Source organism: Paenibacillus silvae (assembly GCF_014639235.1).
Lineage (GTDB): Bacteria > Bacillota > Bacilli > Paenibacillales > Paenibacillaceae > Paenibacillus > Paenibacillus silvae.
The window spans coordinates 612,008-625,387 of sequence record NZ_BMFU01000003.1 but is presented as its reverse complement, the minus strand read 5'-3'; the positions used below and the strand labels follow the sequence as shown (position 1 = coordinate 625,387).

Sequence of the window (13,380 nt, the reverse complement as noted above, 5' to 3'; positions counted from 1 at the left end):
TCGCGCTAATGTGGGATGTTGTCAATGAACCTGCTCATCCTTGAAAGCGGGAAGCTTACAGCAGATCCACAAGCAACTGTGAAAAGAAATACGCCAAGGGAACACTTCAAAATGAGAATACCTATCTATAGGTGAAATGCACGTTTTACACAGTCTACATACGGTTCTGCAGGTGATATGACAACATAACATACGTTACAGATACGCAGCAATTCATATGCATGTTTATGAAATTGTATTCACCAATTGCCAAGTGAACTGAAACATTTTCCGGGGGTGTCCCGTCTGTAGGGATGAAAAGGTGATAAAAAGGTTTTACTAATATGATGGAGGTGCCAGGAAATGAAACATAAAAAAGGTTTGGCTGCAACACTTGCACTTTGCGTTTCTTTGACAGCAGGAGGAGCTTCGGTATTTGCATTTTCCGACATCAAGGATGAGGGGCAAAAGGCGGTTGTAGATTCATTGAAATCGAAAGGGGTCGTAAACGGAGTAACGGCCGATCTGTTCCGTCCAGATGCAGCTTTGTCCGAGCCGCAAGGTATCCAGATGATTGTCAAAGCGTTTGGGTTGAAAAATGCATATGCGGAAGCTGCTGCTCAGACTAAAATCAGTCCGAACACCTGGTATGCGGATGCTGTGCAAGCAGCCACTCAGAATGGTCTGTCCATTCCGGTAGAAGTGAACCCGCAGGGCAAGATGACACGTGAGCAATTTGTTATTTTGCTACATGAGGGAATTGGCACAACCGGGAATTATCCCGTAATCATGAAGTATAATGAAGTTAAGGATGAAAATAAACTAAGTAAGGACGCCATATCTGCGGTCCAGAACCTGCTGAATATGAACATCATTGAGCTGGACAAGGACGGGAATTTCCGCCCGGATCAGTCGCTTACCCGTATGGAGGCAGCAAGCATGATTTTCAATGCGCTTGAGTTTGTGGATCAGCATAGCGGCGGCGGTTCAACTGAACCGGCTCCAACGAATCCAGGGGAAGGCCAGCAAGGCATCGTACCTGAGGTAACAATCAGCAAGGTGGATGACAAAACAAGCAAAGTGACCTTGACTGCCGAAATGCCGCATCCGGGGTACGGATTGAAGATTGATGAAGTCAAGCTGGAGAAGGATAATCGGGCGATTGTCAAATATTCTATCCTGCAGCCTGATCCAGACAAGATGTACCCGATGGTTATTACCAAAGTGACGGCAGAGGCCGAAATTCCAACAGGCTACATCGCTGAAGCACAGCCTTCCGGTAAATAAAGCCAGGGTACGCGGTTGTATACTGCGTGCAGCTTCCAGCACGCAGTGCCCAGCTTCATGACGAGGTTGGTCAGCCACATGTATCACCTGTTGCTTGAGCAGCAAGCAAATTAGGTAACGGGAGGAACGGTAGAGAAGTAGAAAAGCATAAAAACCAGAACACCAGAAAAACCATAAAACCATAAAAACCAGAAAAACCATCTAGCGGACCGTATTCTCTGAGGGAATGTGTTGTACAAAAACCAAGTGTGGATCTGTTTAACACTGAACTGAGGGTGTATCTGAAAAAGCTGAAGTAAATGGCAAACCGTTCTCCTGGGGAAGCCAACTTTGCTGAAATTTCGTTCCAAGCCCGGATGTTTTCCACTGGCGTGCCAGGGCACGTCAAGGGAAAGTGACGCAGCAGGGGACGAAAGGGCAGTAAATGATGTACTACAGTAAATTTCGAGACACGCCCAGGGAGAACGGAGGCCAGATGGTTTTTTTAGTTGGAGATGAAGTTGCTGGAAGTTGTTGCTTTGCTTCAAGCGCTAACGATCTCCACAGACCTTATTGGAGCGAATATGGGATGTTTCCAAACCTAACGATTCTGAGAGACGCTATTTCAGTAAATTCGGTCCAAAATACCTCCGAAAAGGGATAAATTGGGACAATAAGGCTTCTGGAGATCGTTAGAATCTCAGAAGGTTGAAAATTGGCATAATAGCGTCTCCTGAATTCGTTAGAAGCTTTAAGTTGTAACTTCAACATGACTTCATCATGTCTTCGACATCTTATGGATATGTCTCCACTAAGTCTACGGTGTATCATTTCAGTATCTCCGTCGTACCCTTCATGTCTTCGACATCTCATGGATGTGTCTCGACTGAGTCTAGGGTGTATCATTTCAGTATCTCCGTCGTACCCTTCATATCTTCGACTATCTTCGACATCTCTTGGATGTGTCTCCAACGAGTCTCCGACGTATCTTCTTGTATCTCCAGTATGCCTTCAATGCCTCTATGATATCTTATATACTCAACCCAAAGTGTCTTTAGCATAACTTAAACCGAGCCTATATCATATTTTTTCAGCACGTCCCCGAAATCGGCTTTTTCCGATTAATCCCGCGGTGCAGGTTCATAATTAAACCAGTCAAACCGTGCGGGAGTTGGGGCCGCTGCCGGAGAGTATGCATACATCGCAACAATGATACCGGTGAAACCTCCTGCTACCTCGCTGGAAAGCAAGTGTGTTTCCGCAGAGCCCGGAGAATAAATATCTGATAATTCATGTTTTATTGAAAATGTAAATTGATCAGGGTCAGCCCCCACATGCAACGTTACAGGGCCATCACCACAATTACAATCCAGCACCTCTTCCAGTCTCAGTGAGCCGACCATACGCCGCCATATCCATTTCTTTTCTCCATGGATACGTTTAACAGCCAGATCATAATGATACTTCTCATTCATAAACACCGTTAATCCTGCTTCTTCATTCTCATAGGCTGGCTCGAAATCAAGCATGGCAGCTATGCTGCAACAGAAATGACTCAAGCGGCGCCCTACAAAGGCTGGATTTTTCCCGTCATCCAGTGAGGCTGAGTTTCCATACAACGTGAGATGCCCTGGAGATTCATGGAGTGAAACGCTATTCGGAGCAGGATTGCGCAGGTGAATCCAGTCCAGTCCGAGCGCAGGCTGATCGAAATGATCCAGAGACACCGGGGCAGGCCATTTGAATTCGGGCAGGTTGGGACTGTCCATAACAGCATGCAGTCGGCCGTTCTCGCCAATCATTGGCCAGCCATCAGGCGTCCAGGTTACAGGAGCCAGAAACGTCTCCCGCCCCAGATGATGCCGCATAGGATAGGCAGGCGGGCGAATACCAAGGCATACAGCCCACCAGCTGCCATCCTGTGTTTGTACAAGGTCTGCATGTCCCACAGCATGGATGCTCGATTTCAGGCTGCGATTGGACAGAATCGGATTATGTGGACACGGTACATGTGGCCCATATGGAGCATCACTGCGCGCAATGGTCTCCATATGTCCGTACTCCGTTCCACCTTCAGCAATCATCAGGTAGTAGAAACCGTTAATTTTGTAAAGGTGAGGAGCCTCGGGAGCAGCACCGCCAGTTCCCTTCCAGATCAGACGACTCTCGGATAGTTTATGGCCCGTTGAGATATCAATCTCGCATTGATAAATTCCTTCACCGTCCTGTCCATTGCAAGCTGACTGAAAGTATACACGACCATCTTCATCAAAGAGAAGGGAAGGGTCTATCCCGTCCTGAGCCACATAGACAGGTCGTGACCATGGGCCTTCAGCCTGTTCACTTCGCACATAGAAGTTGCCACCGCTGCTGACATTGGTGGTCGCCATGTAGAAACAGCCCTCGTGATAACGGAGAGTGGGGGCGTAGATGCCCCCGGACCGCCATGCATTGCCAAGTGAAAGCTGTTCAGTGGACGTCAGAACATGGCCAATCTTATGCCAATGCACGAGATCCTTGCTGTGAAAAATGGGTACGCCGGGAAAATATTCAAACGTGCTGGTCACCAGATAGTAGTCATCCTGGACCCGGCATATGCTCGGATCAGGGTAGAATCCCGGAATAATCGGATTTGAATAATTCATCTGGATCACACCTCTATTCATTCCAGAGCTTAACGCGATTCTGAACGTAATGCGTGAAGCCCTTTTCCATTTTTTCAACCCCGGCATCAAGCAGCTTCTGTTGATAATCATTCCAGATACTTTCGAACTCCTCCGGTTTGGACATGATGGCCAGCGGAATCTGGCGCCAGGTGATATCCTTGACCTTGTTGGCAATGACGTTGATCTCATCTTCACTTGGGACAGAGATATTCCATACAGCTCCCCAAGGTTTCACGGGAAAGTCTTTTTCATTTGGAAATAAATCCATCCATGTGTTGGCGTTATAGGCCTGGAGTGTTTCTTTATCTGCAGCGGTATAATTCTCCACGATCTGTTCCGGGTAATTTTTAGTGAAGTAATTGTCTGTAGAATCCTTGACTCCATCTCCGTAATGAGCGCCCAGATTTGTATAGAAGCCTATCCCGGATTCCCGGCTGAACGAAATATTATCGTTAACGATGCGCTCCTGAACTTCTGCAGGTACTACACGCTTGCCATTCTGCAGTTCATAATGCTGGCCTTGAATTCCCCAATTGTTCAGAATCTGCCCTTGCTCGGAAGCAAGGAAGTCCAAAAATTGAATGGCTCGAACGGGGTCTTTACAAGCGGTAGTGATGCCTACACCCCACCCAGCCATAAAACCTGTGGACTGGAAACGGTTATCCTTGTATTGATCCGAAAGCATAACAGAATAATGACCATAAGTTTGATCATATTTTCCTTCGGCCTTGAGTGCCTTCTCCCCATCACCATAACCCCAGTCTACATCCGTCAGACCAATAACCCGGCCTGAAGCAATTTTAGCCTGATACTGATCGTTCTTCTGAACAAAGGATTCCTTGTCGAGCAGACCGGTATTATACATGTGGTTGAGCCACTGGAAATATTCCTTCTCACCTTCCGTGCGGAAGTGATATGTGGCTTCGTAAGTTTCAGGGTTTATATAATACTCGCCGTCACCGGATTTACCGGTTGTTTCCGCCGCAGGATTGGTCACGGTAATCTGTATGCGCCAATCATCGGCATTGAGGGTGAGACCGATGTTGGGATTTCCTTTTTCATCCACAGGGTGCTTCTCCAGATAATTGCGAATGACATTTTCGAAATCCTGTACCGTTTTAATCTCTGGATATCCGGCTTCCTTCACCGCACGGTGCTGGAGCTCGAAACCACTTCCTGCTACGAAATTGACTCCGTCTATGGAAGAATACGTGGGAATAACATATATGGATGGGTCTTCATTGCTGTAGCGTAAACGTTTGATCTGTTCACCAAACAGTTTTTTGAGATTGGGTGCATGTTCCTCGATCAGATCGGTGAGATCCAGCATTGCTCCGGCATCAACGAGTTTATCCAAATCACCCTTGGGGCTGATCAGATCGGGGTAATCTCCGCTGGCCGAGATCAGAGCTAGTCGTTGTGAAGGGTCAGCAACAGCAAATTCAGCGTTCAGGGATACCCCGGTTTGTCTTGTAATCTCTTTTCCAACCGCATCCTGCATGTTATTCCAGTTTGGATTGGCATCTGCGCCAAAGAAGCTGAAGGTTACGGGAGAAAGTTGATCCTCGGAAGTATTACCGTTCTCTACTTCCTGATTGTTGCTGCCGCATCCGGCCAGCAAGCTCATCGAGAGCGTAAGTGTGACGGAGAGCTTCGAGATGTTTCTTATCCATTGAGCCAAAATATAACCCCCTGTTGATTTTTTGTTGAATGCGCTTGCAAACCATTGAAAAAAAACTGAAATACCAGCATATTCTGATGCTGCTCTGCGGCCACCTCCTCGAGCTGCTGCATCACATCTGTCTGGTGTATATGAGGAATTATATCGGCACCTCGAGTTGGATACCTTGATTTTTCAGTCCTGGAATAGCATGATATAGACATTCAATTCAGCAAGGGGTTTGGGAGGTGAGACAACTGAGCAACGCGTATCTGGGATGGTTCACATCGGATGTACAGTTCCCGTTTTATATTCAATACGGCGGACATGATGAGGATACAGAGCTGCACAGGCATGCGGATTTCTCCGAACTTGTCATTGTGCTTAAAGGCCATGCCACGCATATCGTTAACAATGAGTCGTTTTTTATCAAAAAAGGAAATGCGTTTGTTATTAATGGTTCCACACCTCATGCATACAGGGAACCCCATGATTTTCAGATCTGCAACATTATGTTCAGACCTGAAATGCTCGCTTCGATCGGCCCTGATCTACGGAAATCGAACGGATTTCAGGCTTTGTTTGTGCTGGAACCTATGTATCGCAATGCACATTCATATGCTTCCAAGCTCGCGTTGCCCATCTCCGGTCTGGATTATGTCGAGTCTTTGATTTCCATGATGATTGAGGAATATCATAACAGGCAGCAGGGGTATCAGACGATGCTGCTTTCACGCTTTACGGAAATGGTTGTTTATCTTTCGCGGCATTACGATACGCAGGAGAACGGAATCGAAGGCAATCATCTCATGCATCTGGCTAATGCCATCTCCTATATCGAGGATCATTATCTGGAGCCGTTGTCGCTGGAGGAAATAGCTGGTCATTCGAATGTTTCAATGAGACATCTCAATCGCATTTTCCAATCCTATTACGGTACAACACCCATCTCGTATATGCATAAGCTTCGTTTGGAAAAAGCATGTCACCTCTTAAAATATAGCAGTCTTCCGATTACTGAGGTTTCATATGAATGCGGATACAATGACAGCAATTACTTCACACGACAATTCACCAAAGCTTATGGAAGGTCTCCCAAAGGATTCAGGCAAAATGCGGGTGCCAAAGACGATGTGGATTAAAAGCATAATATACAGTTACAGCATAGAAACAAGCACCTGCAAAAATGATCTTTTGTTCCCTATGTTCTCCTATTTAAAAACAAAATTGCTCTTACATCAAAGCAGGAGCTTCTCCATGGGAAGCTCCTGCTTTGATGTGTTAATCGTTCGGAACAATGTGCTTCTAACTATATTTTTTGGAACGAACAAGCCGGATTCATCTTTTAATCAAGTAGCAATCTTCCGTCATCGTGCCATTGACCATACATTTGGTTTACCCTCGTATGCATGATGAATTTATCAAGTCTGCTCTGAAACAGCTCAGGCTGCCGTTTTACACTTTGAATGGTGTCGATGCGAACGCGTTGATACAGCGGAGGAAATGCCAGGAAATTTTCATAGGTTTGCCTGTCTGCTATTAACCTTTGTTGAATCTCGTCTTCGATGACAAAAGCTTCCGGGTTCAGATCAGGCAGAACTTTTCTGCCCTCATCCCGCATAAGACCAAGCCTGTTCAGACGACGTACACGCTCCTTGTTTAACTCGGTCCATGAACTCTTGCAGCTGCGTGGAGATAAGCGCTGTAACAGCCGGTTGTCAGCGGTTTTCTTTTTCACTCCATCAATCCAGCCAAAGCACAGCGACTCCTCAACTGCATCCAGATATAAGATTGTTTCGGCGTGTGGTTTTATGCTGACACGAACCCAGCAATATGCATGTGAGGTTCCATGCTCTTCTAACCACAGCCTTAACTCTTCTCTGGAAGTAAAGGGGAGTACATTTTCAGGTGAGAGAGATTGCATCAGATCCAAGACCTTCCATCATGTGTAATAGACTTCAAGCAGTACATGCTTATACAACAGCATCAGAATCTGCAACTTCATTGGAGCCTTCGCCTTCGTACCAGAAACGGAAGTAGTCGTTCATGACAGAGGCATGACCCAATTGACGCAGCATGGTGGAGATATTGCCCCGGTGATAGGTTCCGTGATTGACCAGGTGAAAAATGATCTCTGCGAGACTGGTTTGGCGTAGGCCCGCAAAGGGATTGTCGAGTGGAATGGTTTGCTCCAAATCTGATTGCTGACGGAACCAATCAAGGAACTGATCGGATAGCTCGTCATAACGATTAACGTATTCTTCTATCGTGGCAAAAGTTTCTCCGTTGCGCGGCATACAGAGCTGCAAAGCTTCAGGCATGCCTGTTCCGGTTAGGACCAGATACCACATCTGATCGACGGCATACAGATGACTCAGAGCATGAGCGAGAGTAGGAAAGGAGCTGCCAACTTCCTGATGCAGTACAGCAGGCGGGAGCTCCTGAATGCGCTGCATGATGGTCTGTGATGCCCAAACATGATAATGATACATTTGTTGCGGATGATTCATAAAGATCGTCTCCTTTAATTTGGCGATTAGTTCAATGAAATAGTGCTATCTTGCTGAAAAGATTATAAAAAAAGAAGTATGACAACAGCGTGTCATACTTCTACTTCGATTTTACCGGGATTTTACCGAATTTTGAAATCAAGCTAACCGAGCAGGGACTACCAGTGCTTTCAGCGCTATCCACACTTCACATATCAACCTGGTTATAACGTTTCAGTGCATTTCGCAGTTTTGTCTCCAGAATATCCCTCAGTGCTGCAGGTTCAAGCACCTCTGCACCACTCCCCAGGCTGAGCAGGAATGACCATAACCACGGAGCCTGGAGCGGTCGATGAATCTGAATACGCATCGTCATGCTCCCATCCTCATGAAATTGTTTGTCTGCCTGCTGGAAATGATCCATAGCCTCTGCGAGTGCGTCCGGGTATACCCGAAACACTACATCCGTCATGGAATCCTGTGAGTCAGAAGGGGAGGAAGAAGCTTCATCAGCGGGGATCATGCGGGGTTTAAAAGAACGGTTTGTCAGATGTACATTTAACATCCGCGACAGCCGGAATTCCCGATAATCCTGCCGGCTTCTGCAATATCCATATACATACCAGCTGCGATATTTATATTGGAGTCGAACAGGCTCCAGTTCCCGGGCGGACCGCTCGTTTTTTGCATTAATATAATCAAATTGTACCGTCTGATGTTGTATGATTCCCGCACGAAGGTACGGTAGGGAGTCTGGCTCTGTACGATGGGTATCGAGGTCTACAGTCAAGCTTGGTTTCTGATGCTGATTACCAATCGTCTGCAAACGCTCAATCGTGCCTTGGGCACGCGCATCATGAAAAACGGTAGAGAGACTGGTAAGCACGGTAATCAAGGCATGTACGTCATACGAACCGAGCAGGCTCTTATCCATTTTATAACCGTCCATCATGCCATATCCGCCGTTCATTCCCTGATGGGAAACGACCGGGAAACCCGCCGCACAGAGGACGTCTATATCCCGATAGATCGTTCTGGGCGACACCTGATATTCCTCCGCAAGTTTAGAGGCAGACAATACCTCATGATTCAGCAGCTTATAGATGATCGAGACTAACCGTTCCAGTTTCAAAAGAATCCCACCCGTTATTCCTTTTCTTCAACCTTCCAATCACTGTTGTACCGACATTCTTGATTCCCTTCTCTAGAAGGAAACAGGTTATGATAGATCGTTTAGAGGCCTAGTCTTCCTGTACGTTATATAACACCCGAGCCAGCAGACCTTGACCGTAGTTGCCAAAGCTTTTGCCGAAAATGGTCAGGCCGCGTTTATTCACAGGGCCGTCGGTGACCGCGATCCGAAAATGGATATCACTTTTGTAATCCAGTCCGATATCATCCAGCGTGACGTCCGAAATCCGGCATCCGTCGATATAGCTGCCTTCCTTCGTAATGCGAATGAGCTTCAGCATGCCGTATTGATTCAGATGCGGAGGCCACCAGTCTGGATTGAACGTGCCGCGTGTATCGCCAAAATCGCCTGGACTTGTCCAGAGCCCGATCTCTTTGCCATTGATATAGAAGTAAATATCGGACGGATAATTATCACAGAAACCAGGGGCCTCCGAGCCGAGCTCCATAGACAGCTGGATTTCGTTAAACGTCTGATTAGGCTTGAGATAGTTAGGAATACGATATTCCAGATAACCTTCCGCCAGCCAGATCATCTCCGCATCAATCCGAAGCGGGTCGGCAAAATAACGCGGGTCATCAAATTCCCCGATAATGCTGTCTTTCGTTGCAATGCCGCACGTAGGGGCTGCCTGATAGTCGCTGTAATGCCCGACCTGAATCTCAACCTCATACCGATTGTGAATCTCCTGTGAGCGCAGATCGACCATTAATTTTTCCTCGTTAAGGTAACAGATCTTCTGAATGCCGTGTTTGCCAACCGCCGTGTTAATCTCGATCAGTCCGCTCTCCTCAAGCTTTTTGATATGCATTGTAATTGCACCGTTACTAAGTCCGAGCCTGGTTGCGAGGTCATTAAGGTTAAGACTTTGGTTTCTGGCCAGCAGCTCGATAATCTGAATGCGAATTTCGGAACTGAGTGCTTTGAAAATGTTCACACCTGACATCAGATCTTTAATATAAATCATAGGTGGATGTCCTTTCCCCGTTCTGAACAAAGCCTATTTACGCAGACTTTTGCACATTTGACTGTTTTATTTCAGATAATTATAAATCATTACATGCTGGAAAGAAAGAGCTGAGAAAACGGAGTTATACCCTGGGGGAGTTAAAAATAAACCTATATTTTATATAAGTTGAACGATTCATTTACACTCTAACGGAGAGGACAGAAAGAACCTGAAAAAGCGAATCGTCCGCCTTTATCACTGGATTTTCCCCTTTGGAAAAGGGAATTCAGAAAATCTGGAGATAACAGCGATTGGAAGGTTATTCTGTCATCGGAGTGGGCTGTGTAAAATCTTTGTTCAACTTATGTAGTTCTGTTTATTTGAATTAAAACTTTGAATTAAAACTTTGAATTAATTTATATATATTTGAAATATACCATTGAATTGTGATGTAACCGCTTTTATAATCCTATTATACTTAAATTGATTTAATACTTCATGAACCAAAGCAACCATTTTATTTAGGAGAGGCGGCGTTGTGTTATGGAGAAATTCAGCTTAAAGAAGATTTTGAGAGGCTTACAACGTTCAACAAAAAGACGTTGGGCAATGCCGGCATTGCTTGTATTGGTGCTGGTGCTTGCAGGACAGTCCAAGGCGTTAGCCGCGTTCTGGAATCTGACAGGAGACATCGCTGTTCATGATCCATCCATCATCAAAGAGGGCAATTCATGGTACACCTTCTCCACCGGCCCGGGTATTCAGGTGCTGAAATCAGATAACGGAACATCGTGGTATCGTGTACCACAGATTTTTTTGAGTGAGCCATCCTGGTGGAATACTGCTGTTCCGGCGCAGGCCAATCTGGACGTGTGGGCACCTGATGTGCAGCGCTACAACGGCAAGGTGTGGCTGTATTATTCCATTTCGACCTTTGGCTCGAACAGGTCTGCGATCGGGCTTGCATCCGCAAACAGTGTTGGAGCAGGTCAGTGGAAGGATGAGGGACTGGTGCTACAATCCACAACATCGAATAACTATAACGCCATTGATCCGGAACTGGTCATTGATGCTTCTGGCAATCCATGGCTTGCTTTCGGGTCGTTCTGGAGTGGACTGAAGATTGTGAAGCTGGACAAAAATACGATGAAACCGACAGGCAGCATCTCTTCCATTGCAGCACGGCCGAATAACGGGGGAGCGATTGAAGCCCCAAGTATCACGTATCGCAACGGGTATTATTATTTGTTTGCTTCCATTGATTCCTGCTGTAAAGGTGTGAACAGCACCTACAAAATGGTCTATGGACGCTCAACCAGCATTACAGGGCCTTACGTTGACAAAAACGGCGTGAATATGATGAACGGTGGCGGTACGATTTTGGATGCAGGCAATGTGAGATGGAAAGGTCCAGGCGGGCAAGACGTGGTTAACGGCAATCTTATCGTACGCCATGCTTATGATGCAACAGATAACGGTAATCCGAAATTGCTGATTAACGATCTGCTTTGGGATGCAAACGGGTGGCCGACGTATTAGTACGTTGTTTATTTTAAATAAATATAAAATGTTTTAATAAAGTATTGACTAAATCGATCTGGATTTGATAAATTTAACAACAGAAAAGCTGATTCTTCATCATGAATACGTTTACAAGTCCAGATCAGGAGGGGTTCATATGGTCAAGAGAAAGAGTTGGATCACGTCTATGCTGCTAATGCTGGTTACTGCACTGGTGCTGGCAGGCTGCGGAGGGGGAAGCGGAGGCACAGGTTCAGGAAGCGGGGATAAAGAGCTGACGTTTATGTTCCGCGGAGGAACGGACGAGCAGAAAGCGTATCAGGCGGTCGTGAAGAAATTTGAAGAAGAGCACCCTGGCGTTAAAGTAAAGATCATTGTGACCGCTGCTGATCAGTATGCAACCAAGCTTCGTGCAGCGATTACAGGCAACAGCATGCCTGACGTATTTTATTTCGCTCCAGGTGATATGAAGGCTTACGTAAACAGCAATGTGCTGATGAATCTGACACCTTATATCGAGAAAAACAAGGATATCAATCTGGATAATATCTGGAAATATGGAATTGATCTGTATCGTTATGATGGCAAGATGGCAGGACAAGGCGATCTTTATGGCATGCCTAAGGATGTCGGGCCGTTTGCACTGGGATACAACAAGACTCTTTTTGAAAAAGAAGGCATTCCCTTCCCTGACAAGGACAAGCCGTATACATGGGAAGAGTTCATCAAGGTGAACCAGCAGGCAACCAAGGATACCAATGGTGATGGCAAACCCGATGTGTTCGGTACAGGATTTAACGTACAGTGGGCACTGCAGGCTTTTGTATGGAGTAACGGGGCTGACTGGCTGGATGAGAGCAAAACCAAAGTAACGATTGATGATCCGAAATTCGCAGAAGCGCTGCAATTTTTTGCGGATATGCAGAACAAATACAAAATCACACCTTCCATTGAAGAAGCACAAACGCTCGATACGTATCAGCGCTGGATGAAAGGCGAGATGGCCTTCTTCCCTGTAGGTCCGTGGGATATGAGTACCTTCGAAAAGCTTCCGTTCGATTATGATTTGCTGCCTTTCCCGGCGGGATCGACTGGTAAATCGGCAACATGGATCGGTTCGCTGGGGATCGGGGTATCCGCCAAAACGAAGCACCCGGAAGAGGCGGCTGAGCTGGTGAACTACCTCACAGCTTCGAAAGAAGGCATGAAACAACTGGTAGACGCGAAAGTTCAGATTCCGAATTTGCTTGATATGGCCGATGAGTGGGCTAAAGACACCTCAACGAAGCCGGAGAACAAACAGGAATTCATTGATATCGTAAAAGACTACGGACGTGCGTTGCCGGGCAACTACACGTATAACGCGGAATGGTATGACATGTTCTTTACCGACATTCAACCGGTACTGGATGGAAAGATGACTGCCGCAGATTATGTGAAGCAGCAGCAACCGAAAATGCAGAAGCTGCTGGATAAAGCGGTGGAGCAGGAGAAAAAATCCCAGAATAAATAGATAGGAAAGAGAGGATGCCAGCAGCCTGAACCGATGCTGCTGGCATCTTGCTCGTTAGAAGATATCGCCAGATTCCATACGGGCATGTGGCATGTATTGACCGGAACAGAGCATAAGCCAGGATTCCAAAAGGCCAGTCGATGTA

Annotated in this window: 10 protein-coding genes; 4 read left to right on the top strand and 6 right to left on the bottom strand. The window is 46.3% G+C overall.

What is annotated here, in order from left to right:
* Positions 1-342: 342 nt before the first annotated feature.
* On the top strand, positions 343-1,266 hold the full coding sequence (locus tag IEW26_RS13745; RefSeq protein ID WP_188592791.1) for an S-layer homology domain-containing protein: 924 nt from the start codon (positions 343-345) through the stop codon (positions 1,264-1,266).
* A gap of 1,100 nt (positions 1,267-2,366) precedes the next feature.
* Here the strand turns inward: IEW26_RS13745 and IEW26_RS13740 are convergent.
* Both IEW26_RS13740 and IEW26_RS13735 read right to left on the bottom strand, forming a co-directional pair.
* Positions 2,367-3,890, bottom strand: coding sequence for a glycoside hydrolase family 43 protein (locus IEW26_RS13740; protein ID WP_188592790.1), 1,524 nt, complete (start codon positions 3,888-3,890; stop codon positions 2,367-2,369).
* A 13-nt stretch (positions 3,891-3,903) separates the two neighbouring features.
* The gene (locus tag IEW26_RS13735) at positions 3,904-5,538 is read right to left on the bottom strand and encodes an ABC transporter substrate-binding protein (protein WP_188592911.1); all 1,635 of its coding nucleotides are present in this window, start codon (positions 5,536-5,538) and stop codon (positions 3,904-3,906) included.
* A gap of 290 nt (positions 5,539-5,828) precedes the next feature.
* Here IEW26_RS13735 and IEW26_RS13730 point away from each other — a divergent pair, with 290 nt between their 5' ends.
* A complete protein-coding gene (locus IEW26_RS13730; RefSeq protein ID WP_145403842.1) occupies positions 5,829-6,713 on the top strand; it encodes a helix-turn-helix domain-containing protein in 885 nt (294 codons plus the stop codon).
* A gap of 203 nt (positions 6,714-6,916) precedes the next feature.
* On the opposite strand, the gene IEW26_RS13725 is transcribed toward IEW26_RS13730, so the two are convergent.
* The 4 genes from IEW26_RS13725 to IEW26_RS13710 all read right to left on the bottom strand — a co-directional run bounded on the left by IEW26_RS13725 (position 6,917) and on the right by IEW26_RS13710 (position 10,219).
* Complete coding sequence (locus IEW26_RS13725; protein ID WP_188592910.1) at positions 6,917-7,495, bottom strand: YdeI/OmpD-associated family protein; 579 nt, start codon at positions 7,493-7,495, stop codon at positions 6,917-6,919.
* Between the two features lie 49 nt (positions 7,496-7,544).
* Positions 7,545-8,081, bottom strand: coding sequence for a DinB family protein (locus tag IEW26_RS13720; RefSeq protein WP_188592789.1), 537 nt, complete (start codon positions 8,079-8,081; stop codon positions 7,545-7,547).
* 187 nt (positions 8,082-8,268) lie between these two features.
* Positions 8,269-9,192, bottom strand: coding sequence for a helix-turn-helix transcriptional regulator (locus IEW26_RS13715; RefSeq protein WP_188592788.1), 924 nt, complete (start codon positions 9,190-9,192; stop codon positions 8,269-8,271).
* A 109-nt stretch (positions 9,193-9,301) separates the two neighbouring features.
* Positions 9,302-10,219 (bottom strand): ArsR/SmtB family transcription factor, encoded by a 918-nt coding sequence (locus IEW26_RS13710; RefSeq protein WP_145403520.1) that lies wholly within the window; start codon positions 10,217-10,219, stop codon positions 9,302-9,304.
* 591 nt (positions 10,220-10,810) lie between these two features.
* On the opposite strand from IEW26_RS13710, the gene abnA reads away from it, so the two are divergent.
* The gene (abnA, locus tag IEW26_RS13705) at positions 10,811-11,740 is read left to right on the top strand and encodes an arabinan endo-1,5-alpha-L-arabinosidase AbnA (protein WP_188592787.1); all 930 of its coding nucleotides are present in this window, start codon (positions 10,811-10,813) and stop codon (positions 11,738-11,740) included.
* Positions 11,741-11,879: 139 nt separating this feature from the next.
* Entirely contained in the window at positions 11,880-13,235 is a 1,356-nt protein-coding gene (locus IEW26_RS13700) for an ABC transporter substrate-binding protein (protein ID WP_188592786.1), read from the top strand.
* Positions 13,236-13,380 lie beyond the last annotated feature (145 nt).

Bases quoted from the DNA above. Each gene is read 5' to 3' on its own strand.
- IEW26_RS13700 (WP_188592786.1), top strand. From the start codon at position 11,880: ATGGTCAAGAGAAAGAGTTGGATCACGTCTATGCTGCTAATGCTGGTT.
- IEW26_RS13740 (WP_188592790.1), bottom strand. From the start codon at position 3,890: ATGAATTATTCAAATCCGATTATTCCGGGATTCTACCCTGATCCGAGC.
- IEW26_RS13745 (WP_188592791.1), top strand. From the start codon at position 343: ATGAAACATAAAAAAGGTTTGGCTGCAACACTTGCACTTTGCGTTTCT.
- IEW26_RS13710 (WP_145403520.1), bottom strand. From the start codon at position 10,219: ATGATTTATATTAAAGATCTGATGTCAGGTGTGAACATTTTCAAAGCA.
- IEW26_RS13720 (WP_188592789.1), bottom strand. From the start codon at position 8,081: ATGAATCATCCGCAACAAATGTATCATTATCATGTTTGGGCATCACAG.
- IEW26_RS13735 (WP_188592911.1), bottom strand. From the start codon at position 5,538: ATGAGCTTGCTGGCCGGATGCGGCAGCAACAATCAGGAAGTAGAGAAC.
- IEW26_RS13725 (WP_188592910.1), bottom strand. From the start codon at position 7,495: ATGCAATCTCTCTCACCTGAAAATGTACTCCCCTTTACTTCCAGAGAA.
- abnA (WP_188592787.1), top strand. From the start codon at position 10,811: ATGCCGGCATTGCTTGTATTGGTGCTGGTGCTTGCAGGACAGTCCAAG.